Source organism: Streptomyces sp. NPDC002870 (genome assembly GCF_042888505.1).
Lineage (GTDB): Bacteria > Actinomycetota > Actinomycetes > Streptomycetales > Streptomycetaceae > Streptomyces.
This window is the reverse complement of sequence record NZ_JBIAPW010000011.1, coordinates 23,235-49,351: the sequence shown is the minus strand read 5'-3', so window position 1 is coordinate 49,351 and position 26,117 is coordinate 23,235. Positions and strand designations below refer to the sequence as shown.

Here is a 26,117-nt window from a genome sequence, read left to right as displayed (position 1 = left end):
GAGCAGAACAGGAGCTGCTGGGTGACGAGCCTGGATGTGACCACCGAAGCGGAAGACTCGGGACCCAGCGGCTACGCGGCGGCCCGGCTGCGCCTTCTCACCGAGAAGGCGCAGCCCGGGCCGCCGCGCCGTGCTGCCCTGGCCCGACTGACCGACGGCTGGCTGAACGCGCTGTTCACCACCGCCGCTCTGGAGGCCGGGGTGCGGGGCGCGGCGCTCGTCGCCGTCGGCGGCTACGGGCGCGGCGAACTCTCGCCACGCAGCGACCTCGATCTGCTCCTGCTGCACGACGGGCGGGCGGACGCGGGCGACATCGCCGCCCTCGCGGACCGGATGTGGTACCCGGTATGGGATCTGGGGCTCGCACTCGACCACTCCGTACGCACTCCCGGTGAGGCCCGCAAGACAGCGGGCGAGGACCTCAAGGTGCAGCTCGGGCTGCTGGACGCGCGCCATGTCGCGGGCGATCTGGGCCTGCTGGCCGGGGTGCGCACGGCTGTGCTGGCCGACTGGCGCAACCAGGCACCCAAGCGGCTGCCCGAGCTGGACGAGCTCTGCCGTGAACGGGCCGAGCGCCAGGGCGAGTTGCAGTTCCTCCTGGAGCCGGACCTGAAGGAGGCGCGCGGCGGGCTGCGCGACGCCACCGCACTGCGCGCCGTCGCCGCTTCCTGGCTCGCCGACGCGCCCCGCGAAGGACTCGCCGAAGCCCGCCGGACGCTGCTGGACGCCCGGGACGTGCTGCATCTGACCACAGGGCGGGCCACCGACCGGCTCGCCCTGCAGGAACAGGACCAAGTCGCCGCCGAACTCGGCCTGTTGGACGCCGACGCGCTGCTGCGGCAGGTGTACGAAGCGGCGCGCACCGTCTCGTACGCCACGGACGTCACTTGGCGCGAGGTGAACCGCGTACTCAGGTCACGCGCCGTACGGCCCCGGCTGCGGGCGATGCTGGGCGGCGGCCGCAGCCCCCAGCCCGAGCGCACCCCGCTCGCAGAGGGCGTCGTCGAGCAGGACGGCGAGGTGGTGCTCGCCCGCGCGGCGCGGCCCGAACGCGATCCGGTACTCCCGCTGCGGGCCGCCGCGGCCGCCGCCCAGTCCGGGCTGCCGATCTCCCTGTACGCGGTACGGCGGCTCGCGGCCACCACCCGCCCGCTGCCTGTGCCGTGGCCCGCCGAAGCCCGCGAGGAGCTCATCACCCTGCTCGGCGCGGGGGAGCCGACGATCGCGGTCTGGGAGGCGCTCGAGGCCGAGGGCCTGATCACCCAGCTGCTGCCCGACTGGGAACGCGTACGGTGCCGGCCGCAGCGCAACCCCGTACACACCTGGACCGTCGACAGGCATCTCGTCGAGGCAGCGGTCAAGGCGTCCTCGCTGACCCGCCGGGTGGGCCGCCCCGATCTGCTGCTGATCGCGGCCCTGCTGCACGACATCGGCAAGGGCTGGCCCGGTGACCACTCGGTGGCGGGCGAGACCATCGCCAAGGACGTCGCCGCCCGGATCGGATTCGACCGCGCCGACGTGGCCGTCATCGCCACACTCGTACGCCACCACCTGCTGCTCGTCGAGACCGCCACCCGGCGCGATCTGGACGACCCGGCCACGGTCGCCTCCGTCGCCGAGGTCGTCGGATCGGCCGGCACGCTCGAGCTGCTGCACGCCCTGACGGAGGCCGACGCGCTCGCCACGGGGCCCGCCGCCTGGTCCTCCTGGCGCGGTTCGCTCGTCGACGACCTGGTGCGACGGGTCGCGGCCGTCCTTGCGGGCGCCGCGCCGACCGAGCCGGAGCCCGCCGCGCCGAGCGCCGAGCAGGAACGCCTCGCCATCGAGGCGCTGCGTACCGGCGAACCCGTGCTCGCGCTGCACGCCCAGACCGAGCCGGCGGCCGGTGACGAACCCGAACCCGTCGGCGTCGAGCTGCTGATCGCGCTGCCCGACCAGCCGGGGGTGCTGCCCGCAGCGGCCGGGGTGCTGGCCCTGCACCGGCTGACCGTCCGGGCCGCCGACCTGCGCTCCATCGAACTGCCCGGCGAACTCGGCGGGCCCGGTGACGTACTGCTGCTGAGCTGGCGGGTGGCGGCGGAGTACGGCTCCCTGCCGCAGGCGGCCCGGCTCCGCGCCGACCTCGTACGGGCCCTGGACGGCTCGCTCGACATCCCGGCCAGGCTCGCTGAGCGCGAGGCCGCCTATCCGCGCCGCCGCGGCGTCCAGGCCCCGCCCCCGCGGGTGACCGTCGCGCCCGCGGGCTCGCGGCTCGCCACCGTGATCGAGGTCCGCGCCCAGGACGCCCCCGGCCTGCTGCACCGCATCGGCCGCGCGCTGGACGAATCGGCGCTACGGGTACGCAGCGCCCATGTCTCCACGCTCGGCGCGAACGCGGTCGACGCCTTCTATGTGACAGGCCCGGAAGGGGCGCCGCTGCCCGCCGGGGAGGCCGCAGAGACGGCCCGTGCGCTGGAGGCGGTGCTACGCGCCTGACGTGAGACACCCCACGGGGCAGACCCCACCGCGCGCGGCCGGATACCCTGGGGGGCACTGTCCGCCCGCTCCCGACACCTGAGGATCCGCGACCGCCGTGTTCGACACCCTCTCCGACCGCCTTGCCGCGACATTCAAGAACCTCCGGGGCAAGGGCCGCCTGTCCGAGGCGGACATCGACGCCACGGCGCGCGAGATCCGTATCGCGCTGCTCGAGGCGGATGTCGCGCTGCCCGTCGTCCGGGCCTTCATCAAGCAGGTCAAGGAGCGCGCGAGTGGCGCCGAGGTCTCCCAGGCGCTGAATCCGGCCCAGCAGGTCATCAAGATCGTCAACGAGGAGCTCGTCGGCATCCTCGGCGGCGAGACCCGCCGCCTCCGGTTCGCCAAGCAGCCGCCGACCGTGATCATGCTCGCGGGTCTGCAGGGCGCCGGTAAGACGACCCTGGCCGGAAAGCTGGGCCTGTGGCTCAAGGGCCAGGGGCACTCGCCGCTGCTCGTCGCCTGTGACCTCCAGCGCCCCAACGCGGTCACCCAGCTCTCCGTGGTCGCCGATCGCGCGGGCGTCGCGGTCTACGCACCGGAGCCGGGCAACGGCGTCGGCGACCCGGTCAAGGTCGCCAAGGACTCCATCGAGCACGCCAGGAGCAAGCAGTACGACGTGGTCATCGTCGACACCGCCGGCCGCCTCGGCATCGACCAGGAGCTGATGCAGCAGGCCGCGGACATTCGCGACGCCGTCAGCCCCGACGAGGTCCTCTTCATCGTCGACGCGATGATCGGTCAGGACGCGGTCAACACCGCAGAGGCGTTCCGCGACGGCGTCGGCTTCGACGGCGTGGTGCTCTCCAAGCTCGACGGTGACGCCCGCGGCGGCGCGGCGCTCTCGATTGCCCACGTCACCGGCCGCCAGATCATGTTCGCCTCCAACGGCGAGAAGCTGGACGACTTCGACGCGTTCCACCCGGACCGCATGGCGTCCCGCATCCTCGGTATGGGCGACATGCTGTCGCTGATCGAGAAGGCCGAGCAGACCTTCAGCCAGGAAGAGGCCGCCAAAATGGCCTCCAAGCTGGCGAGCAGCAAGGGCAAGGACTTCACGCTCGACGACTTCCTGGCCCAGATGGAGCAGGTCAGGAAGATGGGCTCCATCTCCAAGCTGCTCGGGATGCTGCCCGGCATGGGGCAGATCAAGGACCAGATCAACAACATCGACGAGCGGGACGTGGACCGTACCGCCGCGATCATCAAGTCGATGACGCCCGGCGAGCGTCAGGAGCCGACGATCATCAACGGCTCGCGCCGTGCCCGTATCGCCAAGGGCTCCGGTGTCGAGGTCAGCGCCGTGAAGGGCCTGGTGGAGCGGTTCTTCGAGGCCCGCAAGATGATGTCGAAGATGGCGCAGGGTGGCGGGATGCCGGGTATGCCCGGGATGCCCGGCATGGGTGGCGGTCCCGGCCGCCAGAAGAAGCAGATCAAGCAGGCCAAGGGCAAGCGCAAGAGCGGCAACCCGATGAAGCGCAAGGCCGAGGAGCAGGCGGCCGCGGCGCGCCGCGAGCAGGCGGCGCAGGGCAACGCGTTCGGTCTGCCGGCCGGTGAGGCGGCTCAGGACTTCGAACTGCCCGACGAGTTCAAGAAGTTCATGGGCTGACAGGCCGACGCGCTGAGCTGACACGCTGACACCAGCCCCGAAGGGCCCGCGGCCGGACCGGCCGCGGGCCCTTCGCATGCTCGGTCCGGCGAGGTGACGGGTCCTCGCCGGTCCGGCGGCTTCGGCTGGCGACCCCTGGGGATCTGTGCGGTCATGGGCACAGGCGCCGAGTCACGGCAGAGGAGAGAAGGCGTGGCCAACCCCGTACCCCCACGCGACCGGACCGACCAGCCGTGGCGCTCCGAGGGCGCGCCTTCTCCCAGGAAGATGCCCGGAGGCTGGGGCGGCCTGATTATCACCGCGCTCGTCGTCTTTCTGGCCGCCAATCTGCTGCTGTCCTTCTTCGGCGGCGGGGGCGGGCCCGCCATCTCCTACACGGAGTTCAGCAAGCAGGTCAGAAACGGCAACGTCGCGAAGGTCTACGCCAGGGGCGACACGATCCAGGGCGAGCTCAAGCGGAAGGCGCCTCTCCCTGACGGCAAGGGCGAGTACACCGAGTTCACGACCCATCGGCCTGCCTTCGCCGACGACAAGCTCTGGTCCGAGCTGAGCAGGCGGAACGTCACCGTGACGGCGGAGCCGGTCGTCACCGCGGGACGTGGCGTTCTGGCCAATCTGCTGATCTCGCTCGCGCTGATGCTGATCCTCGTACTGCTGTGGCTGTACATCGCCCGGCGGATGGGCGCGACGCTGGGCGGTGGAGTGCTCGGCCGCAAGCCGAAGCCGGTGGAGGTCGAGCCGGGCAAGCGCACCACCTTCGACGACGTGGCCGGCATCGACGCGGTCAAGGCCGAGCTCGACGACATCGTCGACTTCCTCAAGGACCCGCAGGTGTACCGGAAGATGGGCGCGAGGATGCCCGGCGGCGTACTGCTCTCGGGACCGCCCGGCACCGGGAAGACGCTGCTGGCACGGGCAGTGGCAGGCGAGGCCGGGGTGCCCTTCTTCTCCGCGTCCGCCTCGGAGTTCATCGAGATGATCGTCGGCGTCGGCCGGGTCCGTGGACTCTTCGCCGAGGCGCGCAAGGTCGCCCCCGCCATCGTCTTCATCGACGAGATCGACACGATCGGGCGGGTGCGGGGCGGCGGCGCGGGCGTGGGCGGGCACGACGAGCGTGAGCAGACGCTCAACCAGATCCTCACCGAGATGGACGGCTTCAGCGGCTCGGAGGGCGTGGTCGTATTCGCCGCCACCAACCGCGCCGACGTTCTCGACCCCACGCTGACCCGGCCCGGCCGTTTCGACCGGATCGTTCAGGTCTCCCCGCCCGACCGCGCCGGCCGCGAGGCCATCCTCAAGATCCACACCCGGCGGGTCCCACTGGCCGAGGACGTCGACCTGGCCGAGACCGCCAGTTCGACGCCGGGGATGACGGGCGCGGATCTCGCCAATCTGGTCAACGAGGCCGCGCTCCTCGCGGTCAAGCGCAAACAGTCGGCAGTCACCCGGTCCGACCTCTTCGCCGCCCTGGAAAGGGTCCAGCTCGGCGCGGAACGCCCGCTGGTCATGCCGGAGGAGGACCGCAGACGCACTGCCTACCACGAGAGCGGGCACGCGCTGCTCGGCATGCTCCAGCCGGGCGCGGACCCGGTCCGCAAGCTCACCATCGTGCCGCGCGGCCGGGCGCTGGGCGTCACGCTCTCCACGCCCGACGCGGACAGGTACGCGTACACCGAGGAGTACCTGCGCGGCCGCATCGTCGGCGCGCTGGGCGGTATGGCGGCGGAGCACGTGGTCTTCGACGTGATCACGACGGGCTCGGAGAGCGACCTGGAACAGGTCACGCACCTGGCCAGAGGCATGGTCGGCCGCTGGGGCATGAGCGAACGGGTCGGCAGACTGACAGCGATCCCGAACGACGCCCAGCAGGCGTACGGCCTCTGCGCCGCCCCGGCGACGCTGGACACGGTGGAGCACGAGATGCGCCGGATCGTCGAGGAGTGCTACGAGAGCGCGTGCCGCCAACTGCGCGACAACCGCGACCGTTTGGACGCGCTGGTGCGGGCTCTGCTGGAGAACGAAACACTGGAGGAGTCGGCGGCGTACCGCGCGGCGGGCATCTCACGCCTGGACAAGCCGGAGTAGTGCCTCGGCGGGGCGGGCGGCGTGAAGTCGCCCGCGTCGGGCGTCACGCGCGCCTCTGGCGCGGGCAGTTGCTCGCAGGGGCGGGGCGAAGCTGCCGCTCAGGAACGCGCGTGCGGCGGCGCGAAGCTGCCGCCCCGTGCCCTCGCACCGCGGCGCGAGGCTGCCGATCCGGGGTCCGGGGCTTGCCCCGGTTGTGGGAAGGGGCGGGGAGGGGAAGGCCCCGCGCAGCGGAACCGCACCCGCAGCCCCGCCCACCCTCACCGCGTCCGCGCGATCAGGTACCGGAACACATTCGGCATCCACACCGTGCCGTCCCGCCGCCGATACGCATGCAGCGCTTCCTTGATCTCCTTCTCCACCTGCGACTGGTCCGTCGCCCGCACCGCCGCCGCGTACAACCCCGTCGACAGCAGCCCCCGCACCGCGCTCTCCGTGTCCGCGTAGCCGAAGGGGCACGCCACCCGGCCCGAGCCGTCCGGCTTCAGGCCCGCCTGGGCCGCGACGTCCTCCAAGTCGTCCCGGAGCGCCGGGCGCCAGCCGCCCTTCCGTAACCGGTCGGTCAGGCGGCCCGCCACCCGCAGCACACCCGACGTCGCGCACCGCTCCGGCGGACCCCAGCCCGTGAGCACCACCGCGCTGCCGTGCTCCGCCAGTTCGACGGCGGCCGCGAGAGCCGGTCCAAGGCCCTCCGAGTCACCCGCCACGCAGCCGATCGGCTGAAACGCGGTGATCAGGTTGTACGGACCCCGCTCCGAATCCGCCGCGGCCGCCGCACCGCCTTCCATCACCTCGACTTCCCGCGCAGGCGCCCCCGCGTCCGGAGCCATCCGTTCCCGCGCCAGCGCGAGCCGTTCGCGGTCCGTGTCGACCCCGGTCGCCCGTGCCCCGTGCCCCGCCGCGATCAGCAGCGCGAGACCGGACCCGCAGTCGAGGCCGAGCAGCCGCGTCCCGGAGCCGACCTCCAGGCGCTCGTACACCGCCTCGTACAGCGGCACCAGCATCCGTTCCTGGATCTCGGCCCAGTCCCGGGCCCGCGCGCACGTCTCCGCCGGAGATGGAGACGTGGACGACGCGTGGGGTCGGTGCTGGACGAGCGTTGGTGTCATCGAAAGCGCCCCAATCCGCCAAAGGTCAGCCGAGCCCTGAAGGACAGCCCCCCGTGTGCGTACGCCTGCGCTCCCCCCGTAAGCCAGAGAACTCCGCATGCGCCCGCAAGTCCAGGGGTTGGGTGGCAATGCTTGCGTGCCCCGGGCGTGCGCCCTCGGGCGCCGGCCGATTCACGCTCGGCCCCGGTGTCGCCGTACGATGCGCGCCATGGCAAAGGCACCCGTTCTCACGCCCCAGTCGGAAGACTTCCCGCGCTGGTACCAGGACCTGATCAACAAGGCCGAACTGGCGGACAACGGCCCGGTGCGCGGCACCATGGTCATCCGGCCGTACGGCTACGGCCTGTGGGAGCGGATGCAGCAGGAGATGGACGCCCGGATCAAGGACGCGGGCGCCCAGAACGCCTACTTCCCGCTCTTCATCCCACAGTCTTACCTGACTCGGGAAGCTGAGCACGTCGAGGGCTTCGCACCCGAGCTCGCGGTCGTCACACACGGTGGCGGAAAGGAGCTCGAGGAGCCGGTCGTCGTACGCCCCACGTCCGAGACGATCATCAACGAGTACTTCTCGAAGTGGGTGCAGAGCTACCGCGATCTGCCTCTCCTGATCAACCAGTGGGCCAATGTGGTCCGTTGGGAGATGCGCCCGCGCATCTTCCTGCGTACGACCGAATTCCTCTGGCAGGAGGGCCACACCGCCCACGCCACCTACGAGGACGCCCGCGACTACGCCGCCTACATCCACAAGCACGTCTACGCGGACTTCATGATCAACGTCCTTGGCATCGACGTGGTGCTCGGCCGCAAGACGCCCAAGGAGCGCTTCGCCGGGGCCATCAACACCCTCACGCTCGAAGCCATGATGGGCGACGGCAAGGCTCTTCAGATGGGTACGAGCCATGAGCTCGGCATCAACTTCTCCAAGGCCTTCAACACCACGTATCTGTCGAAGGACGGCAAGCAGGAGCTGGCCTGGCAGACCTCCTGGGGCTCGTCCACCAGGATGGTCGGCGGCCTGATCATGTCGCACGGCGACGACGACGGACTGCGCGTCCCGCCACGTCTCGCGGCCGTCCAGGTCGTCGTCATGGCCATCAAGGGCGACGAGGCGGTCGCCAAGGTCCGTGAGATCGGCGACCGGCTGAAGGCCGCGGGCCTGCGCGTGCAGATCGACGACCGCACCGACACCCCCTTCGGCCGCCGCGCGGTCGACTGGGAGCTCAAGGGCGTTCCGGTGCGCATCGAGGTCGGCCCGCGCGACCTGGAGGCCGGCACCGCGATGCTGGCCCGCCGCATCCCCGGGGGCAAGGAGCCGGTGCGGATCGAGGCGTTGGCCGAGCTGCTGCCCAAGGTGTTCGAGGAGGACCAGGCGCAGCTGCTGAAGGAGTCGCGCGACCGGCGCGAGTCCCGTACGACCGACGTGACGACGATCGAGGAAGCCGCCGAGGCGGCGGTCGCCGGCGGTTGGGCCCGTATCCCCTGGTCGACCCTGGGCCAGGAAGGCGAGGACAAGCTCGCCGAGCAGGCCGTGTCCGTACGGTGTCTGGTGGCCGAGGACGGGTCGGTTCCCGAGGCCGACGACGCACCGGGTACTGTCGCGATCGTGGCCCGCGCCTACTGAGGCGGCCCGCTGAGAGCGCACGCGGCCCGAATCGGGCAGCCGCCCCGGCGCACGGCCCTCGTCTATGCGCTGGGGCGTACGCGCCGCTACGTACCACCTTGGTGTGAGCTGGGAAGCTTCTCCGCAGATCAGCGCACCCGCCCTCGTCCGGACGCATCAACGGCAACTGACTGGTACGTGCAAATTATTTGGGATGCCCCGGAATGGAACCCGCGAGCACCCCGGCTCGTTATCACGACGTGAGCACGACACCACCTGTTCTCGCCGCAGAGCTGGCACAGGCGTGGGCCGATATTCAGCGGCACCACCCCGAGCTGCCGGATCTTGCCGCGCCAGAGTCCCTGATCGGAGAGTCCTCGTCCGCCTGCGGCCACGAGCTCTCCTTCGAGCGACTGCTCCACGAGGCAGTCCATGGCATCGCCGCCGCCCGAGGTGTCCGCGACACCTCTCGCGCCGGCCGCTATCACAACCGCCGATTCCTGGCGATCGCCGAGGAGATGGGCCTGGACCATGTCGACGAGCCGCACCCCAGCAGCGGCTTCTCGCTGGTCGTGCTCAACGCAGAGGCGAAGCGGCGGTACCGACCCACGATCGAGAGGCTGCAGCGCGCCCTGAGAGCGCACACCGTCGCGACGGCCTCCGACACCAAGCGCAGCTTCCGCGGGCCGGCCGCCCGGCACGGCTCGTCCGGGGGTGGCGTGCGCGTCAAGGCCGTGTGCGACTGCGGACGCAATGTCCGGGTTGTCCCGTCCGTTCTCGCCCAGGCTCCCATCGTCTGCGGCGGCTGCGGCAAGCCCTTCCGTATCCCGGAAGTAGTCGCCGCCGCGAGCTGATGGCCTCCGCCCGCCGGGTCGGGCCGCCGACGGGGGCGGTGCGACACCGGCCGGGTGCGAGCCCGCCGCAGGTCTGTGGCACAATGTCTAGCTGTACTCGACAGCCGCACAGGAACCCTCTCGCCTCCGGCTGACGCGTCCATCGGGCACCCGAGTACCGCAACCCCACGTGGCATCTCGTTGTGCCCAACCACGTCAAGACCAGGAGACACCACTTCCGTGGCAGTCAAGATCAAGCTGAAGCGTCTGGGCAAGATCCGTTCGCCTCACTACCGCATCGTCGTCGCCGACTCCCGTACCCGCCGTGACGGCCGGGCCATCGAGGAGATCGGTCTGTACCACCCGGTGCAGAACCCGTCGCGCATCGAGGTCAACTCGGAGCGCGCCCAGTACTGGCTGTCCGTCGGCGCTCAGCCGACCGAGCCGGTTCTCGCGATCCTGAAGCTCACCGGTGACTGGCAGGCGCACAAGGGTCTGCCGGCCCCGCCGCCGCTGCTCGTCGCGGAGCCGAAGAACAAGCGCGCCGCGTTCGAGGCCTTCACCAAGGGTCTCGAGGGTGACGAGCCGAAGGGTGAGGCCATCACCCCGAAGGCGAAGAAGGCCGACAAGAAGGCGGACGAGGCTGCTGAGGCCCCGTCCACCGAGTCGACCGAGGCCTGAGCATGCTCGAGGAGGCTCTCGAGCACCTCGTGAAGGGCATCGTCGACAACCCGGACGATGTGCAAGTGGCCTCGCGCAATCTGCGTCGCGGTCGCGTGCTCGAGGTCCGGGTCCACCCCGACGATCTCGGTAAGGTGATCGGCCGCAATGGCCGCACCGCACGCGCCCTGCGCACCGTCGTGGGCGCCATCGGTGGCCGTGGCATCCGCGTCGACCTCGTCGACGTGGACCAGGTTCACTGACAAACGCAGCACCGGCACGGGCCGGGGAGGGCCTTTTGCCCCTTCCCGGCTCGTGGCGTTTGCGACCATGAGTCCACGACCACAATCATCGATTGAAGAACCACGACGGTGCGAACCAGGTCCGCGAGAGCGGCGGCGGTTCAGCCGTGAAGGAGAGCAGTGCAGCTGGTAGTCGCGCGGATCGGCCGCGCCCACGGCATCAAGGGCGAGGTCACCGTCGAGGTGCGCACGGACGAGCCGGAGCTGCGGCTCGCGCCCGGCGCCGTACTGGCCACCGACCCGGCCACCACCGGACCGCTGACGATCGAGACCGGCCGGGTGCACAGCGGCCGACTGCTGCTGCGCTTCGAGGGCGTACGGGACCGCAACGCCGCCGAAGCCCTGCGCAACACCCTGCTGATCGCCGAGGTGGACCCGGAGGAACTCCCCGAGGATCCCGAGGAGTTCTACGACCATCAGCTGATGGACCTCGATGTCGTCCTCGCCGACGGCACCGAGATCGGCCGGATCACCGAGATCAGCCATCTGCCCTCGCAGGACCTGTTCATCGTCGAGCGGCCCGACGGCAGCGAGGTGATGATCCCCTTCGTCGAGAAGATCGTGACCGAGATCGACCTCGAGGAGCAGCGCGCCGTCATCGACCCGCCGCCCGGGCTGATCGACGACAGCGAGGCGGAGATCGCATCGTCGAGGGACGACGCCTGATGCGGCTCGACGTCGTCACGATCTTCCCCGAGTACCTGGAACCGCTGAACGTCTCGCTCGTCGGCAAGGCACGCGCGCGTGGGCAGCTCGACGTCCATGTGCACGACCTGCGCGAGTGGACGTACGACCGGCACAACACCGTCGACGACACCCCCTACGGCGGCGGCCCCGGCATGGTCATGAAGACCGACCCCTGGGGCGACGCCCTCGACGACGCGCTGGCGAGCGGCTACGAGGCGGGCGCGCACGGCCCTGTCATGGTGGTGCCCACCCCCAGCGGCCGCCCCTTCACCCAGGAACTCGCCGTCGAGCTCTCCGAGCGGCCGTGGCTGATCTTCACTCCCGCTCGCTACGAGGGCATCGACCGCCGTGTCATCGAGGAGTACGCCACCCGGATACCGGTCTACGAGGTGTCCGTCGGCGACTACGTCCTGGCCGGTGGCGAGGCGGCCGTACTGGTGATCACCGAGGCCGTGGCGCGGCTGCTGCCCGGGGTCCTGGGCAACGTCGAGTCGCACCGGGACGACTCCTTCGCGCCCGGCGCGATGGCCAATCTGCTCGAAGGTCCCGTCTACACCAAGCCGCCCGAGTGGCGCGGACGCGCCATCCCTGAGGTGCTGGTCAGCGGGCATCACGGGAAGATCGCGCGCTGGCGGCGGGACGAGGCGATCCGCCGTACGGCCCTCAACCGGCCCGACCTGATTGAGCGTTGCGACCCCGCCGTCTTCGACAAGAAGGACCGGGAGATCCTCTCCATCCTGGGCTGGGCGCCGGAGCCCGGCGGCCGATTTTGGCGCAGGCCCGAGGCCGTGGAAGAATAGGCCGCTGCTGTACGTCCAGTGGGCGCCCCTGCCACAGGGGGAACGACGCCCGCCCGACGTGGACGGCACCCTGATTCTCATCTCGATCATTCCGCTGATGACCTGTGGCATCGGCGAGGAAGCAGACCTTCATGGCCAGCCTGCTCGACTCCGTCAACTCCGCGTCGCTGCGCAGCGACCTCCCCGCCTTCCGTCCCGGCGACACCGTGAACGTCCACGTTCGCGTCATCGAGGGCAACCGCTCGCGTATCCAGCAGTTCAAGGGCGTTGTCATCCGCCGCCAGGGCTCGGGCGTCAGCGAGTCCTTCACGGTCCGCAAGGTCTCTTTCTCCGTCGGCGTCGAGCGCACCTTCCCGGTGCACAGCCCGATCTTCGAGAAGATCGAGCTCGTCACCCGCGGTGACGTCCGTCGCGCCAAGCTCTACTTCCTGCGCGACCTGCGCGGCAAGGCTGCCAAGATCAAGGAGAAGCGCGACAACTGAGCTACGGCTCACACCTCGCGCCGAACTTTGGACCAAGCAGCCACAGGGCGGCCGGATAGGCTCTGCCCCTGATGGACACCGAAGCGAAGCACACGGAGCGCGACCGCTCTTCCGCCCCCGAAGCCGGGGAAGAGGGAGAGGGGTCGCGTTCTGTGCGTTCATCGCGCCCCTCCGCGCTGCTGGGCAGACGTCTCTCCGGCATCTCCTGGCGCGGTGCCGGGCTGCTCGGCCTCGCCTGCACCGTCGTTGTGCTGCTGTTCAGTCACTTTGTGGTGCAGCCCTTCCAGATCCCCAGCAGTTCCATGGAGCCCACCCTTCAGGTCGGCGACCGGGTGCTGGTGAACAAGCTGGCGTACCGTTTTGGTTCAGAGCCCCAGCGGGGAGACGTCGTCGTCTTCGACGGCACCGGATCCTTCGTACAGGAGGGCCTGGAGGAGAATCCGGTCAGCGCACTGACCCGCGGCGCGCTCGCGGCGCTGGGGCTGGCCGAGCCCGCCGAGACCGACTTCGTCAAGCGCGTCGTCGGTGTGGGCGGTGACCGCGTGGTCTGCTGCGACAAGGGGGGCAGGGTCGAGGTGAACGGCGTACCGGTCGACGAGAGATATCTCCATCCCGACGACGTCCCCTCCGAGGTCCCCTTCGACATCGTCGTTCCGCAGGGCACTCTGTGGGTCATGGGAGACCACCGGAGCCACTCGCGTGACTCCCGCGACCATCTCGGGGAGCCCGGCGGCGGCATGGTGCCCGTCGACAAGGTGATCGGCAGGGCGGACTGGGTCGGCTGGCCGATCGGGCACTGGACCTCGCTCGAGGGGGCCGACGTCTTCGCGGCCGTACCTGAGGCGGAACGAATGCCGGACGGCGCCCATGGGTAACCGCGGGCGTCGTGCGAGTCACCGGGCCGACACCCGGCTGCCGACCGGAACCCGGCCGACGGACGGCGCCCGGACGCTGCCCGGCCGGGCGGAGCGGCGCAGGCTCGCGCAGAAGGTGAAGCGCAAGCGCCGCCGGTCGGCCGTGAAGGAGATACCCCTCCTGATCACCGTCGCGCTGATGATCGCGCTGGTCCTGAAGACGTTCCTGGTGCAGGCCTTCGTGATCCCGTCGGGCTCGATGGAGCAGACCATTCGGATCCAGGACCGCGTACTGGTGGACAAGCTCACCCCGTGGTTCGGCTCCAAGCCGCAGCGCGGTGATGTCGTCGTCTTCAAGGATCCCGGCGGCTGGCTCCAGCAGGAGCAGGCTCCCAAGAAGGACGACCCGATCGTCGTCAAGCAGGTCAAGCAGGGCTTGAGCTTCATAGGACTGCTGCCGTCGGACGACGAGCAGGACCTGATCAAGCGGGTGGTCGCGGTCGGCGGGGACACCGTCAAGTGCTGCGACAAGGACGGGCGGGTCACCGTCAACGGCGTACCGCTCATCGAGCCGTATCTGAACCCCGGAAACGTTCCCTCAACGCTCAAGTTCGAGGTCAAGGTGCCGGCCGGGCGGATCTTCGTGCTGGGCGACCACCGGGCCAACTCTGCGGACTCGCGCTTCCACCTGGACGAGAAGGACCGGGGCACCGTCTCGGAGGAGGAGGTCGTCGGGCGAGCTGTCGTCATCGCCTGGCCGGTCAGCCACTGGCGCAAACTGGAAGAGCCGGAGACGTACGCATCCGTCCCGAACGCGCGTGCCGGGTCGACCGCAGCACTCTCCCCGTCGAATAGGGTGTCACCTCAGGATCTGAACGGGATGATCCTGCTCCCGAGCCCTGCGGAACTCCCGCTCGTTATGGGAGTGGTGGGCTTGCTCCGACTCCGGGGCAGGCGGTTCGCACGGAGTGAGGAGTGGATGTGGGGGATGTGGCCGTCGGCGCACGATCCGGACACGATGAGCCGGAGGAAAGGCCGGGGAAGCTCGCCGAGCCGCCCGCGGCTGTGACGGACGAATCGGCGGCTCGGACGCCGGGGACGACGGGGACGATGGACGCCGAGGACGGATCCTCCGAGGGCAGTGGTACGGGACAGAAGCAGCAGCGATCCTTCTGGAAGGAACTGCCGCTCCTGATCGGTATCGCGCTGCTTCTCGCGCTCCTCATCAAGACTTTCCTGGTGCAGGCCTTCTCGATCCCCTCCGACTCGATGCAGAACACCCTGCAGCGCGGCGACCGGGTGCTGGTCGACAAACTCACCCCGTGGTTCGGCTCGGAGCCCGAGCGCGGTGAGGTCGTCGTCTTCCACGACCCGGGCGGCTGGCTGGACGGTGAGCCCACCCCCCAGCCCAATCCCGTGCAGAACTTCCTCAGCTTCATCGGCCTGATGCCGTCCTCCGAGGAGAAGGACCTGATCAAGCGGACGATCGCGATCGCCGGCGACACGGTGGAGTGCAAGAAGGGCGGCCCGGTCAAGGTCAACGGGAAGGCGCTCGACGAGCCGTACATCTTCCCCGGCAGTACCCCCTGCGACGACCAGCCCTTCGGGCCCTTCAAGGTGCCGAAGGACCGGATCTGGGTGATGGGCGACAACCGTCAGAACTCCCGCGACTCCCGTTACCACATGGAAGACGTGAACAGCGGCTTCGTACCGGTCGACAAGGTCGTCGGACGTGCTGTCGTGGTGGCCTGGCCGCTGAACCGCTGGTCGACGCTGCCGGTGCCCGCCACCTTCGACCAGGCCGGGATCAACACCGCTGCCGCCGTCATGTCGGCCGGTCCCGTGCTGGGTATTGTGCCCTTCGCGCTGTGGCGCCGCAGGAAGCTGACCGCGGGGCATACCGCCGGGTAGGGTGCCGTCCCAGATCGCCGATCTCCGAGGATGGCTCTCGGGGACCGAATCTCCGAGGTGGGGAGCGCTGGGATGAGCGGAAAAGGACGTACGGACGACGGCCGCGGCCGGCTCGGCAGTGCATTGTCGGGCCTGGCCGTGGCCGTCGGCTGTGTGCTCTTCCTCGGAGGGTTCATCTGGGGGGCCGTGGTCTACCAGCCTTACACCGTGCCGACCGACTCGATGTCCCCGACCGTGATGGCGGGTGACCGGGTGCTGGCGCAGCGGATAGACGGCGGCCAGGTGCGGCGCGGCGACATCGTGGTGTTCCGCGATGCGCAGTGGGGCGACATGCCGATGGTGAAGCGGGTGGTCGGCGTGGGCGGCGACAAGATCGCCTGCTGCGGCGACCGCGGCAAGCTGACGGTCAACGGCACGGCGGTTGAGGAACCGTATCTGCGCAACAAGGGGCTCGCGTCGCGGGACAGCTTCACGGCCACGGTCCCCAAGGGGCAGCTGTTCCTGCTGGGAGACGAGCGCAGTGGCTCGCTGGACTCCCGCGTACACCTCCAGGACCCGGGGCAGGGGTCGGTGCCGCGCTCGGCGGTGACGGCGCGGCTGGACGCTGTGGCCTGGCCGCTGGACGGCGGTCTGCTGGACCGGCCCCAGGGCTTCGCGGCGCTGCCGGGCGGGGTGTCGCAGCCGGGTCCGGTGAAGCTGATGGTCGGGTCGGTGGCGGCCGGAGCCCTGTTGATCCTGGCCGGTGCGGCGTACGGACCGATCGCGCGGCGGCTTTCGGGGAAGAGGCGCGGGGCGTCGGGCAGCGGACGCGGGGGCGCGGGGCGCGGAACGGCGGCCGCCGGTGTCGGCTGAGGGCCGCGGGGGCGAGGACCACGAGGCCGAGCTGCGGGGCCGCGACGGCGGGCGGGCCGCCGAGGGCGAACTGCGGGGCCGCGACGGCGGGCCGGCCGCCGAGGGCGAACTGCGGGCCTCTGAGGCCGAACTGCGGGCCCCCGAGGGTGACCTGCGGAAGGTCGCACGGGTCGTGCTGCTCGATCCGCAGGACCGCATTCTGCTGATGCACGGGTACGAGCCCGAGGATCCGGCCGACCGCTGGTGGTTCACACCGGGCGGCGGTCTGGAGGGCGACGAGACCCGACAGCAGGCCGCGCTGCGCGAGCTGGCCGAGGAGACTGGGATCACAGAGGTGGAACTGGGGCCGGTGCTGTGGCGCCGGACCTGCTCGTTTCCGTTCGACGGACGACGCTGGGACCAGGACGAGTGGTACTTCCTGGCACGTACCGCGCAAACGGTGACGGCCCCGCACGGGCTGACCGAGCTCGAGCAACGCAGTGTCGCTGGGCTGAGGTGGTGGACCTACGCCGAACTGTCGGCGGCGCGTGAGACGGTGTATCCGACCAGGCTCGCCGAGCTGCTGCGCACGCTGTTCGACGAGGGTCCTCCGAGTGCGCCGATGGTCCTGGCCCCAGAAATCGTCTAGGGGCGCAGGGGCTGGAGCACAATAGGGGGACGCACGGCTGAAGGGGAACATGCCATGAGCGCCGAGGACCTCGAGAAGTACGAGACCGAGATGGAGCTGAAGCTCTACCGGGAGTACCGAGACGTCGTCGGACTGTTCAAATATGTGATCGAGACCGAGCGTCGCTTCTACCTCACCAATGACTACGAGATGCAGGTGCATTCCGTACAGGGCGAGGTCTTCTTCGAAGTGTCGATGGCGGACGCGTGGGTCTGGGACATGTACCGACCGGCCAGGTTCGTCAAGCAGGTCCGGGTGCTCACGTTCAAGGACGTGAATATCGAGGAGCTGAACAAGAGCGATCTCGAGCTCCCGGGCAGCTGACGCTCGGGTGGTCGAGTTATCCACAATGGATGGGTTACCCACCAAGATCCACTAGGGGTGGGCTGACGCGTCACAGTCGGTGCCGGAGGTGGTGCCGATATGAACGCGACGGGGGCACTCGGGCGGTACGGCGAGGATCTGGCGGCACGATTGCTGGCCGAGGCCGGCATGACGGTGCTGGCACGGAACTGGCGCTGTGGGCGGGCCGGTGAGATCGACATCGTCGCCCGGGACGGCGACGCGGTGGTTGTCTGCGAGGTCAAGACCCGCAGAGCCGGCATGTACGGACCGTACGAGCATCCGATGGCCGCGGTCACGCCGACGAAGGCGGAGCGGCTGCGACAGCTCGCCGAATGCTGGCTGGAGCGGCACGGCGGACCGCCGCCCGGCGGGGTGCGCATCGATCTGGTGGGTGTGGTGCTGCCCCGACGCGGCGCACCGCTCGTCGAGCATGCGCGGGGGGTGGCCTGATGGGATTCGCGCGTTCCTGTTCCGTGGCGCTGGTCGGCGTCGAGGGCGTGGTGGTCGAGGTCCAGGCGGACCTGGAGCCGGGCGTGGCGGCGTTCACGCTGGTGGGGTTACCTGACAAGAGCCTGGTGGAGAGCCGGGACCGGGTCAGGGCGGCGGTGGTGAACTCCGGCGCCGAGTGGCCGCAGAAGAAGCTCACGGTGGGGCTCAGCCCGGCGTCCGTGCCGAAGAGCGGAAGCGGGTTCGATCTCGCCGTGGCCTGTGCCGTGCTGGGCGCGGCGGAGCGCATCGACCCCAAGGACATCGCCGATCTGGTGCTGATCGGCGAGCTGGGCCTGGACGGCCGGGTGCGGCCGGTGCGCGGGGTGCTGCCCGCCGTCCTCGCGGCCGCCGAGGCGGGCTACCGGCAGGTGGTCGTCCCCGAGCAGACCGCGGGGGAGGCCTCGCTGGTGCCGGGAGTCTCGGTCCTCGGTGTGCGGAGCCTGCGGCAGCTCATCGCCGTACTGACCAATGAACCGGTGCCCGAGGAGGTGCCGGTCCCGGAGGGCAGCCCGGATCCCATGCTGGCCGGGCTGATGGTGCCCGGCGCGGGGGTGGGCACGGGGCTGGCGAGGGAGCCGGCGGACGGCCCCGACCTGGCTGATGTCGCCGGGCAGCACGCGGCACGCACGGCGCTGGAGGTCGCGGCCGCGGGCGGCCACCATCTGCTGCTGCACGGACCGCCGGGCGCGGGCAAGACCATGCTGGCGGAGCGGCTGCCCGGGGTTCTGCCGCCGCTGACCAGACGGGAGTCCCTGGAGGTCACGGCCGTGCACTCGGTGGCGGGCATCCTGCCGCCGGGGGAGCCCCTGGTGCGTACGCCGCCGTACTGCGCGCCCCACCACTCGGCGACGATGCAGTCGCTGGTCGGCGGGGGCAACGGGGTGCCGAGGCCCGGAGCGGTGTCGCTGGCCCACCGGGGCGTGCTGTTTCTCGACGAGACTCCCGAGTTCTCGGGCAAGGCGCTGGACGCCCTGCGTCAGCCGCTGGAGTCGGGGCATGTGGTGGTGGCGCGCAGCGCGGGGGTGGTGCGGTTGCCTGCCCGCTTTCTGATGGTCCTTGCTGCCAACCCCTGCCCTTGCGGGCGGCACACGCTGCAGGGGGCGGGGTGCGAATGCCCGCCGTCGGCGATCCGGCGGTATCAGGCGCGGCTGTCCGGGCCGCTGCTCGACAGGGTCGATCTGCGGGTCGAGGTCGAGCCCGTCAACCGCAACGATCTGCTCTGCCAGGGCGGCCGCGGCGAGCCGACGGCGGTCGTCGCGGCACGGGTCCGGGAGGCCAGGGAGCGCGCCGCGGCCCGGCTGCGGGACACCCCCTGGAGCGCCAACAGCGAAGTACCGGGCCATGAGCTGCGTACGCGCTGGCTGGTCGCGCCCGGGGCGCTGGCCGCGGCCGAGCGGGACTTGGAGCGGGGTCTGCTCACGGCACGCGGGCTCGACCGGGTGCTGCGGGTGGCGTGGACGATCGCGGACCTGGCGGCACGGGACCGGCCGCAGGCGTACGACGTGGACCTGGCCCTGGAGCTGCGCACCGGGATCTCGCGCGGTGCGCCCATGCCGGCCCGCGGGGGAGGGCGCTGATGCGCGAAGCGGGGGCGAGCGCGGGGGCGGGGGAGAAGGAGCGGATCGCGCGGGCCGCGCTGACGCGGGTGATCGAGCCGGGCGACGAGCACGGCGGGCGGTGGCTGCGCCAGTTCGGGGCCAGGGAGCTCTTGGCGCGGCTCACCTCGGCGGAGCACGAGGACCCGGCGCTGCCCGGGGCCACGGCGCGGCGGCTGGCGGGCTACCGGATGCGGGCGGCGGCGGCCCAGCCGGACCGGGATCTGGCGGCGGTCGCCGCGTTCGGAGGGCGCTTCATCTGTCCGGGCGACCAGGAATGGCCCACCCAGCTCGACGACCTCGGGGACGCCAGACCTATCGGACTCTGGACACGAGGCGGGGCCGACCTGCGGAAATGGGCGCTGCGCTCCGTCGCAGTCGTCGGGGCCAGAGCCTGCACGCCGTACGGTGCGCACATAGCGGCCGGCCTCGGTTCGGGGCTCGCGGAGCGCGGCTGGGTCGTGGTGTCGGGAGCGGCATTGCTTCTCTAGCGAGTCCTGTGTTGTTGCAGATCCGTGTTGCTGAGGATCGGGTACAGCGGGGGTCACCTGTTCGGGTGAACGGTTGCCGTTGAGGCGCCGGTGTGACGTGGGGCTATGCAGGATCCGTGATGTGAGATGGAAGGTCTACTTTCACGGGGAACAGGTGGATCTTCTCCCCAGGTATGGCGATCCGGTCGTGTTGCAACACCAGGACGTCCTGTTGCGGGCTGCGGCACGGCCGCGGAGGGCCGGTCAGCCCTTCCTGCTCAATCCTCTGGGCGCCCCAGATCTTCGAGTGAACGCCTGGTTCGACAGCGATGAGGTCCGTGACCTAGAGCGGAACACTTGGCGGAAGTACGCGTACAGCCTCGTGGTGTGGCTGAGCTTCCTGTGGGCGTACGGGCGGCCGTGGGACGACGTCGAGCCGACCGCGGTGGAGGCCTTCAAGACCTGGCGGATGCTGGACGGGCGCAACACGCGCTTGGTGGAGTCGGGCACCTACAGCGACAACATCATCAACGTCCGCCTGTTCTATCTGTGGGCGGCGAACGAGTTCCAGATCCCCAACCCGATCCGGACCCGCCCGGGTCGGGGCAAGCGCCGGGACGGCACACGGTCGGAGAAGGTGGTGACCGACCCGAAGGCGACGCGGGACCGGGATGTGAAGTGGTTCGACCCGGCGGGCTACGAGCGCTATCGGGACTGCGGGCTGCTCGGGCAGGCGCTGGAGGGCGACGAGGACCCGGGCTGGCGGGGACGCAACGGGCAGCGCAACGCAGCCTTCGCGGACTGCCTCTACAACTCGGGGCTGCGGCTGGAGGAGGGCGGTTCGCTGCTGCTGGTCGAGCTCCCGCCGGACGACCCCAGCCGCGGCTTCTACACCTGCCGCCTGGCCGAGAAGACGGCCAAGGGCAAAGTGGCGCGCAAGTTCTGGATGTCGCGCAAGGGCCTGGTGCCGGTGCTGAACTACTGCGAGGGCGAGCGGGCCACGGCGGTGCGGCGGGCCCAGGCCGCCGGGCGCTATGAGCGCATGACGGGGACTCGCTTGCTGACGCGGATGCTGTCCGGGCGGCGGGCGAGGCTGGTCGGGCAGGACGGCGTGGTGGAAGAGGTGCCCCTCGACTCGCTGACGCCGGCGGCCCGCCGGATGCTGCTGCGCGAGACGCCGCTGGGGCTGGAGCCTGTGGCGCTGTGGCTGAACGAGGACGGGATGCCGCGGGATCCGCACGGGTGGCAGCACATCTTCACCCAGGCCAACAAGCGGCTGCGGGACGACCTGAGGGTGGAGGGGTTTGCCGGGGCCGCTCACATGCTCCGCCACAGCGTCGCGCTGCGCTGGTTCTCGGTGGGCCGGCTGCTGTTCGACAAGAAGTTCGCGCACTTGGACGGGGAGGAACTGCGCGATCTGCGCTATGAGTTCGGCAGCACCTGGGACCTGGTGCGGCTGATGCTCGGGCATGCGGATCAGCGCACGACCAAGGAGACGTACTTGGAGCCGTTCGAGGCTCTGGAGCTGGAGTTGCTGCTGATGCATGCCGACAACAGCGGCATCCCGGACCTGATGGCGGCGGTCTACGGCGCCGACCGACGGGTGCTGGGCGATCCGGTGGCGGCCCCGTGAGCCCGGGGCGCCAGGCGGAGATGCCGGAGACGGGCTATGCCCCGCCGCAGCGGCTTTTCTTGGAGGACGGCGAGTGCCGAGTGCGGTTCTTCTCCGAGCAGGACCCCGACGAGGTGGTCGATTACGACTTCACGACGTTCCCGGTGGCCCGCCCGCTGCAGGAGGCGTTCGCCCGGGCCTTCGACGCGCATGTGGGGCCGGCGGGAAACGTGAAGGCGTCCGGCGCTGCAGGCAACGCCTTTCGGCAGTTGGGCTACTTCATCGACGTCCTGCTCTTCGACGAGGAACGTCCGCAGGTCCCGCAGGATCTGGCGCCGCGGCACCTGAAAGCGTTCTTGCTGAACAGGGGCGACGCGCCGACCGCCGCAATGGCGGTGGGCCTGCTGCGATCCCTGCTGGCGAACATGGAGGGGCTGACACCGCAGTTCGCCGCCCAGTGCGCACAGTGGGTGCCGGACCGCCGGGAGAAGATCGTTTCGCGGGGCAGCTACAGCCCGGCCGAGGAGAAGGCGATCCTGGAGGCCGCGCGGAAGGTGGTGCGGGCAGCCGCGAGGCGCATCAGGGAGTCCCGTGAACTGCTGGAGCGGTGGCGTGAGGGTGGCATCTCACGCGAGGACGAGCCGGTGCTCTACGAGTACGGCTCGATCCTCGACATGGTCGAGACGACCGGAGAGATGCCGCGCAACAAGTGGGGCAACGGCCTGGCGTCGTGGATCGTCCCGCACGGAACCGTGACCGACCTGACCACCCGGCTGCACCTGAGCCGGGACGAGACCTGCGCTTTGGTGATTCTGCTGGTCCGGCTCACCGGCGAGAACGGCTCGACGATCATCAAGGCGCCGGCCGCCTTCCACCGTCCTGACGGCGGGGCCGGGCCGCTGGCCACGGTCCAGGTCGACTTGAGCAAGCCGCGACGGGGACGGCGGCGCTACATGACGGTCGCACTGAGCGACTTGCCATCGTGGGCGGCGGCGCCGGAGGAGGGCGAGCTGTCGGCCCGCGACGAGCTGCACACTCCGTTCGGCCTCTACATGCTGGCGCTGGAGCTCACCGCCTCGTCGCGGCGGATCAAGGGCAGTGACCGGCTGCTGGTCTACTGGGTTCCCAAGGCCGGAAAGGGCCCTCAGGCCAAGCGGTCGGCGGTGATCAACCGCCGCAACGAGTGCGGGCGGGGTTTCCGCGATCAGCTGTCCGACTCGGCGGTCGGCGTCTGGGGCGCCAGTTTGAACCTGGTCGCTGAGGAGCCGGACGAGGACGGCAATCCGCAGCGGCTGATCGTGGGCGTCGGACGGATGCGGGTCACCCACGGGGCACGGGAACAGAAGCCGGTAGCCCAGACCAGGGAGACGCTGGCGAACATCTACCTGCGGCGGGACAAGTCGAGTCTGCGCGAGTACCAGAAGCTGGTCGCCGACGTGCTGGAGAAGGAAGTCACCAAGGCCCGCACCGCGGGCCGCATCACACGGCTGAGCACGGCGGACGTCGCCGAGGCCCTGCGCGACCCGGAGACGGTCGCCAAACGCTTCGGTGTGACCACGGAGATGATGCGGATGCTGGTGGCCCGGGACGCCGACACCGTGCTGGCCGCCTGCGCGGACAACGAGAACAGCCCGCACAGCCCGCCCGGCGAGCCCTGCCGGGCATCGTTCCTGAAGTGCTTGGAATGCCCGTGCGCCCGCGCGATGCCCCATCACCTGCCGCTTCAGGTGGTGGCCCGGGACATGATCGACGAACGGCGCACGCACATGACGGCCCTGCGCTGGGCCGAGCGGTTCGCTCTGCCCTTCGAGGAGCTGGAAGACCTGATCCGGCTGGCCGGCAAACCAGCCGAGGACCGGGCCCGCACGGCGGCCGGTGAGGAAGAGCGAGAACTGGTACGGCGGCTGGTGGACGGGGAGCTGGACGAGCGATGAATACCGACGACGCCGTTCTTGAGTCGAAAGAGATCTTCGTGCCCGGCCCCGGCACGGTGGTTCTGCAGAACCGGCAACTGAGGGAGGGCACGGACCGCTCGACGTTGTCGGTGGTGGGCGACATGCGCTGGAACCTGCGGCCGGCGATCCTTGAGGATCACATGAAGTCGGTCAGCATCAACTTCGCGTTGGTGCCCGAGCGGTTCCGCGATATCGCCAAGATCTACATCTGGATGGAACTGAACTGCGACGAGGATCTGAAGATCCTTCGCCGGGCAACGATCAACGGCAAGCTGGCCGTTTACACGATGCTTTCCCAGCTCCGCTGCCTGCGCGGGCTGCTGGACTGGATGGACGTCTACGGGTTCACCTCGATCGCGGAGGTGACGCCGGAGGACCTGGAGGACTACCTCGACGCGGTGCGGGATGCGGAGCTCACCCACGGCAACCGTTCAGATCTGTTGCAGGCCGTTCGCCGGTTGTGGGCCTTCCGCGAGCTGCTGCCAGCCGAGGGGCGGCTGCCCGAAATGCCGCCCTGGGGCGGGAAGGACTCCAGGATCCTGCTGGGCAAGTCCCAGCGGGACCGGGAGAACGCCACCGCCCGCATCCAGGAGACGACGATGGCGATGGCGGTGTTGTGGGCGGCCCGGTTCGTCGAGGACTTCGCCGAGGACATCATCGTGGCCGTGGAGGAGTTCCGGCCGCTGTTCGGTCTCAAGCCCGGCCGCTACAGCCCCGGCCCGCACCGCCGGATCCGGACTCCGGGCAAAGCCGGGGCAACCCCGGAGATCGGAGCTTTGATCGAATCCTTCCGCGCGGGAGGCCGTGACCTGCCCGGCAGGCGGCGGGAGGACGGCACCTGGGAGCCGGACTGGCCGTTCCTCTCTAAGCTCCTGGACATCTCGCCCACCGCGATGCAGAAAAACCAGGCATACCGGAACATGTTCCTCTCCTCTGGCATCCCCGTCGCCCGCGGCACCTTCCTGGCGGCCCGCCCGAAGGGACTCCTGGACGGCGAGCCCTGGACGAAGAACATCGCCTACAGCGACGTCGAGAAGCTGGTGCGGACGCTGTCGACCGCGTGCTTCCTTCTGGTGGCCTACCTGACCGGCTGCCGCCCCGGGGAGGCAGTCAGCCTGCGGCGCGGCTGCCTGCGCCGGGACAAGGTGACGAAGCTGTGGGAGGTCCACGGCCGGAAGTGGAAGAACGCCCGCGACGAGAACGGCGCCAAGATCCCCGAGGGCCAGTTCCGCGACGAGCCGTGGATCGCTCCCGATCTGGTCGCCGCAGCGATCGGAGTCCAAGAACGCCTTCACGACGCCGAGGCCCTCTTTCCCGTCTGGCTGGTGGCGGACGAGCGTGATCAGCACGAAGGCGGCGAGGCCCGCACCCTCGGCTCGATCAACGACGATCTGAACCGCTTCATCGCCTGGGTGAATGCCTTCTGCGGCCGGCACGGCCGCAGCGACGTGATCCCCGTCGATCCGCAGCGGCTGACGATCTCACGCCTGAGACGCACACTGGCGTGGTTCATCTGCCGCCGCCCGCGCGGCATGGTCGCCGCGGCGATCCAGTACGGGCATCTGCGGGTCCAGATCACCCAGGGCTATGCCGGCACCTACGCGTCGGGCTTCCCCGACGACCTCGCGTTCGAGCGGTGGCTGACCCGGCTGGAAGACCTGCAGGACGCCGACCGGCGTCTTAAAGCCGGCGAGCACGTCAGCGGCCCGGCCGCGGGCGCCTACCGGTCGCGGGTGAGCGGAGGGGCGAGGAAGTTCGCCGGGCGGGTGTTACGGACCGGGGCGGAGGCGAGGCACGTGATGGCGAACCCCTCGCTGCAGATCTACCCGGGCAACGGAATGACCTGTGTCTTCGCCGCCGCGACGGCACGCTGCGAGCTGGAGCCCTCCCTCGACGACGCACGGGTCACCCCGGACACCGAGGGCTGTCACCCGGCCTGCGGCAACATCTGCCGCACCGAGGAGAACATCGACGAACTGCGGGCCGAGGCCGCCGAGTTGCGGATCAAGGTCGCTGATGAGGCGAGCCCGCCGATCCGCTGGGAGCGTGAACGCCGCCGCCTGGCCCACCTGGACCAGCTCATCGACGAGCACGAGCGTGGGCGCCTGGGAGGGGATACGCGGTGAAGGCGGAGCAGGATCCGCCGCAGGAGTTGTGCCTCAAGCTGCGGGCGGCCGCCGACCGGCTGCTGGCCGGCACCCCGCTGCACTCCTCGGGCAAGCTCACCATTCTCGACCTCGCCGAGGAAGCCCAGGTCAAGCGGTGGCTGCTGACGCACAAGTATCCGACCATGCTCATGGCCAAGTACCAGGCGGAGTTCAAGGCTGCCCGGCACAAGAGCGAGCCGGTCAAGAAGGCCGAGGGGGAGAGCGACAAGCTCCGCGAAGACCTGACCAGGGTCCGCAAGGAGAAGCGGCAGTTGGCGGACCTGCTGGGCACCTACGCGGTCATGATCGAGCAGTTGGCCCGGGAACGGGCCGAGGCGATCGCCGAGCGCGATGAGGCCCTGGCCGCCCGGGACGCCGCGCTGGGCGTCACCGCCCTGAACCCGCCACCGCAGCGGACGGCCCCCGCCGGCCGGGCTCACCGCCCGCTCCCGCGCGGTCGGCGCTGATTCTGATCCATCCTGGACCCGAACGTGTGGGAATGGCGGTTCGCATGGCGAGTGGTGAGGCGATTTGCCTAGGCG

22 protein-coding genes and 2 pseudogenes are annotated in these 26,117 nt (G+C 70.2%); 23 read left to right on the top strand and 1 reads right to left on the bottom strand.

Annotated features, from left to right (window positions below; genetic code table 11):
- Window positions 1-21: 21 nt before the first annotated feature.
- From ACFYWY_RS16095 to ftsH, 3 genes are all read left to right on the top strand, one after another.
- Complete coding sequence (locus ACFYWY_RS16095) at window positions 22-2,475, top strand: [protein-PII] uridylyltransferase (protein ID WP_389185897.1); 2,454 nt, start codon at window positions 22-24, stop codon at window positions 2,473-2,475.
- 97 nt (window positions 2,476-2,572) lie between these two features.
- On the top strand, window positions 2,573-4,123 hold the full coding sequence (gene ffh, locus ACFYWY_RS16090; protein WP_389185894.1) for a signal recognition particle protein: 1,551 nt from the start codon (window positions 2,573-2,575) through the stop codon (window positions 4,121-4,123).
- A gap of 192 nt (window positions 4,124-4,315) precedes the next feature.
- Window positions 4,316-6,208, top strand: coding sequence for an ATP-dependent zinc metalloprotease FtsH (gene ftsH, locus ACFYWY_RS16085; protein ID WP_389185891.1), 1,893 nt, complete (start codon window positions 4,316-4,318; stop codon window positions 6,206-6,208).
- A 257-nt stretch (window positions 6,209-6,465) separates the two neighbouring features.
- On the opposite strand, the gene ACFYWY_RS16080 is transcribed toward ftsH, so the two are convergent.
- On the bottom strand, window positions 6,466-7,314 hold the full coding sequence (locus ACFYWY_RS16080) for an SAM-dependent methyltransferase (protein ID WP_389185888.1): 849 nt from the start codon (window positions 7,312-7,314) through the stop codon (window positions 6,466-6,468).
- Between the two features lie 208 nt (window positions 7,315-7,522).
- Here ACFYWY_RS16080 and proS point away from each other — a divergent pair, with 208 nt between their 5' ends.
- From proS to ACFYWY_RS15980, 20 genes and pseudogenes are all read left to right on the top strand, one after another.
- Window positions 7,523-8,935 carry a proline--tRNA ligase gene (gene proS, locus ACFYWY_RS16075; RefSeq protein ID WP_389185885.1) on the top strand — a complete coding sequence of 471 codons (1,413 nt, stop codon included), beginning with the start codon at window positions 7,523-7,525 and terminating at the stop codon, window positions 8,933-8,935.
- 239 nt (window positions 8,936-9,174) lie between these two features.
- Window positions 9,175-9,768, top strand: coding sequence for a hypothetical protein (locus ACFYWY_RS16070; protein ID WP_389185882.1), 594 nt, complete (start codon window positions 9,175-9,177; stop codon window positions 9,766-9,768).
- 219 nt (window positions 9,769-9,987) lie between these two features.
- Window positions 9,988-10,428: a 30S ribosomal protein S16 gene (rpsP, locus tag ACFYWY_RS16065; RefSeq protein WP_389185879.1), complete on the top strand. Its 441-nt coding sequence runs from the start codon at window positions 9,988-9,990 to the stop codon at window positions 10,426-10,428.
- Window positions 10,429-10,430: 2 nt separating this feature from the next.
- Window positions 10,431-10,670 (top strand): RNA-binding protein, encoded by a 240-nt coding sequence (locus ACFYWY_RS16060; RefSeq protein ID WP_018850017.1) that lies wholly within the window; start codon window positions 10,431-10,433, stop codon window positions 10,668-10,670.
- A 159-nt stretch (window positions 10,671-10,829) separates the two neighbouring features.
- Entirely contained in the window at window positions 10,830-11,375 is a 546-nt protein-coding gene (gene rimM / locus ACFYWY_RS16055) for a ribosome maturation factor RimM (protein ID WP_389185875.1), read from the top strand.
- Window positions 11,375-12,196 carry a tRNA (guanosine(37)-N1)-methyltransferase TrmD gene (trmD, locus tag ACFYWY_RS16050; protein ID WP_389185872.1) on the top strand — a complete coding sequence of 274 codons (822 nt, stop codon included), beginning with the start codon at window positions 11,375-11,377 and terminating at the stop codon, window positions 12,194-12,196. Before rimM ends, trmD begins: the two co-directional genes overlap by 1 nt.
- A 131-nt stretch (window positions 12,197-12,327) precedes the next feature.
- Complete coding sequence (gene rplS / locus ACFYWY_RS16045) at window positions 12,328-12,678, top strand: 50S ribosomal protein L19 (RefSeq protein ID WP_389185869.1); 351 nt, start codon at window positions 12,328-12,330, stop codon at window positions 12,676-12,678.
- Between the two features lie 71 nt (window positions 12,679-12,749).
- The gene (lepB, locus tag ACFYWY_RS16040; RefSeq protein ID WP_389185866.1) at window positions 12,750-13,553 is read left to right on the top strand and encodes a signal peptidase I; all 804 of its coding nucleotides are present in this window, start codon (window positions 12,750-12,752) and stop codon (window positions 13,551-13,553) included.
- Window positions 13,546-14,551, top strand: a pseudogene (lepB, locus tag ACFYWY_RS16035) (signal peptidase I); the annotation flags it as partial. The gene lepB (ACFYWY_RS16040) and the pseudogene lepB (ACFYWY_RS16035), both read left to right, overlap by 8 nt.
- Window positions 14,514-15,443: a signal peptidase I gene (gene lepB / locus ACFYWY_RS16030; RefSeq protein ID WP_389185863.1), complete on the top strand. Its 930-nt coding sequence runs from the start codon at window positions 14,514-14,516 to the stop codon at window positions 15,441-15,443. The pseudogene lepB (ACFYWY_RS16035) and the gene lepB (ACFYWY_RS16030), both read left to right, overlap by 38 nt.
- A 72-nt stretch (window positions 15,444-15,515) precedes the next feature.
- A complete protein-coding gene (gene lepB / locus ACFYWY_RS16025; RefSeq protein WP_389185860.1) occupies window positions 15,516-16,295 on the top strand; it encodes a signal peptidase I in 780 nt (259 codons plus the stop codon).
- A 109-nt stretch (window positions 16,296-16,404) separates the two neighbouring features.
- Window positions 16,405-16,923: an NUDIX hydrolase gene (locus ACFYWY_RS16020; RefSeq protein ID WP_389186349.1), complete on the top strand. Its 519-nt coding sequence runs from the start codon at window positions 16,405-16,407 to the stop codon at window positions 16,921-16,923.
- A 54-nt stretch (window positions 16,924-16,977) separates the two neighbouring features.
- Window positions 16,978-17,286 (top strand): DUF2469 domain-containing protein, encoded by a 309-nt coding sequence (locus tag ACFYWY_RS16015; RefSeq protein ID WP_005311352.1) that lies wholly within the window; start codon window positions 16,978-16,980, stop codon window positions 17,284-17,286.
- A gap of 99 nt (window positions 17,287-17,385) precedes the next feature.
- The gene (locus tag ACFYWY_RS16010) at window positions 17,386-17,757 is read left to right on the top strand and encodes a YraN family protein (protein WP_389185857.1); all 372 of its coding nucleotides are present in this window, start codon (window positions 17,386-17,388) and stop codon (window positions 17,755-17,757) included.
- On the top strand, window positions 17,757-19,373 hold the full coding sequence (locus ACFYWY_RS16005; RefSeq protein ID WP_389185854.1) for a YifB family Mg chelatase-like AAA ATPase: 1,617 nt from the start codon (window positions 17,757-17,759) through the stop codon (window positions 19,371-19,373). The genes ACFYWY_RS16010 and ACFYWY_RS16005 overlap by 1 nt, the downstream gene beginning before the upstream one ends.
- Window positions 19,373-19,870: pseudogene (locus tag ACFYWY_RS16000) on the top strand (DNA-processing protein DprA); the annotation flags it as partial. The gene ACFYWY_RS16005 and the pseudogene ACFYWY_RS16000, both read left to right, overlap by 1 nt.
- Window positions 19,871-20,168: 298 nt before the next feature.
- Window positions 20,169-21,494 carry a hypothetical protein gene (locus tag ACFYWY_RS15995; RefSeq protein WP_389185851.1) on the top strand — a complete coding sequence of 442 codons (1,326 nt, stop codon included), beginning with the start codon at window positions 20,169-20,171 and terminating at the stop codon, window positions 21,492-21,494.
- Window positions 21,491-23,407: a hypothetical protein gene (locus ACFYWY_RS15990; RefSeq protein ID WP_389185848.1), complete on the top strand. Its 1,917-nt coding sequence runs from the start codon at window positions 21,491-21,493 to the stop codon at window positions 23,405-23,407. Before ACFYWY_RS15995 ends, ACFYWY_RS15990 begins: the two co-directional genes overlap by 4 nt.
- Window positions 23,404-25,554: a hypothetical protein gene (locus tag ACFYWY_RS15985; protein WP_389185845.1), complete on the top strand. Its 2,151-nt coding sequence runs from the start codon at window positions 23,404-23,406 to the stop codon at window positions 25,552-25,554. Before ACFYWY_RS15990 ends, ACFYWY_RS15985 begins: the two co-directional genes overlap by 4 nt.
- The gene (locus ACFYWY_RS15980) at window positions 25,551-26,042 is read left to right on the top strand and encodes a hypothetical protein (protein ID WP_389185842.1); all 492 of its coding nucleotides are present in this window, start codon (window positions 25,551-25,553) and stop codon (window positions 26,040-26,042) included. The genes ACFYWY_RS15985 and ACFYWY_RS15980 overlap by 4 nt, the downstream gene beginning before the upstream one ends.
- Window positions 26,043-26,117: the final 75 nt, after the last annotated feature.

Coding starts and splice junctions, on each gene's coding strand:
- ACFYWY_RS16080 (WP_389185888.1), bottom strand. CDS start 7,314: ATGACACCAACGCTCGTCCAGCACCGACCCCACGCGTCGTCCACGTCT.
- proS (WP_389185885.1), top strand. CDS start 7,523: ATGGCAAAGGCACCCGTTCTCACGCCCCAGTCGGAAGACTTCCCGCGC.
- ACFYWY_RS16060 (WP_018850017.1), top strand. CDS start 10,431: ATGCTCGAGGAGGCTCTCGAGCACCTCGTGAAGGGCATCGTCGACAAC.
- trmD (WP_389185872.1), top strand. CDS start 11,375: ATGCGGCTCGACGTCGTCACGATCTTCCCCGAGTACCTGGAACCGCTG.
- rplS (WP_389185869.1), top strand. CDS start 12,328: ATGGCCAGCCTGCTCGACTCCGTCAACTCCGCGTCGCTGCGCAGCGAC.
- lepB (WP_389185866.1), top strand. CDS start 12,750: ATGGACACCGAAGCGAAGCACACGGAGCGCGACCGCTCTTCCGCCCCC.
- lepB (WP_389185860.1), top strand. CDS start 15,516: ATGAGCGGAAAAGGACGTACGGACGACGGCCGCGGCCGGCTCGGCAGT.
- ACFYWY_RS16015 (WP_005311352.1), top strand. CDS start 16,978: ATGAGCGCCGAGGACCTCGAGAAGTACGAGACCGAGATGGAGCTGAAG.
- ACFYWY_RS16010 (WP_389185857.1), top strand. CDS start 17,386: ATGAACGCGACGGGGGCACTCGGGCGGTACGGCGAGGATCTGGCGGCA.
- ACFYWY_RS16005 (WP_389185854.1), top strand. CDS start 17,757: ATGGGATTCGCGCGTTCCTGTTCCGTGGCGCTGGTCGGCGTCGAGGGC.
- ACFYWY_RS15985 (WP_389185845.1), top strand. CDS start 23,404: ATGAATACCGACGACGCCGTTCTTGAGTCGAAAGAGATCTTCGTGCCC.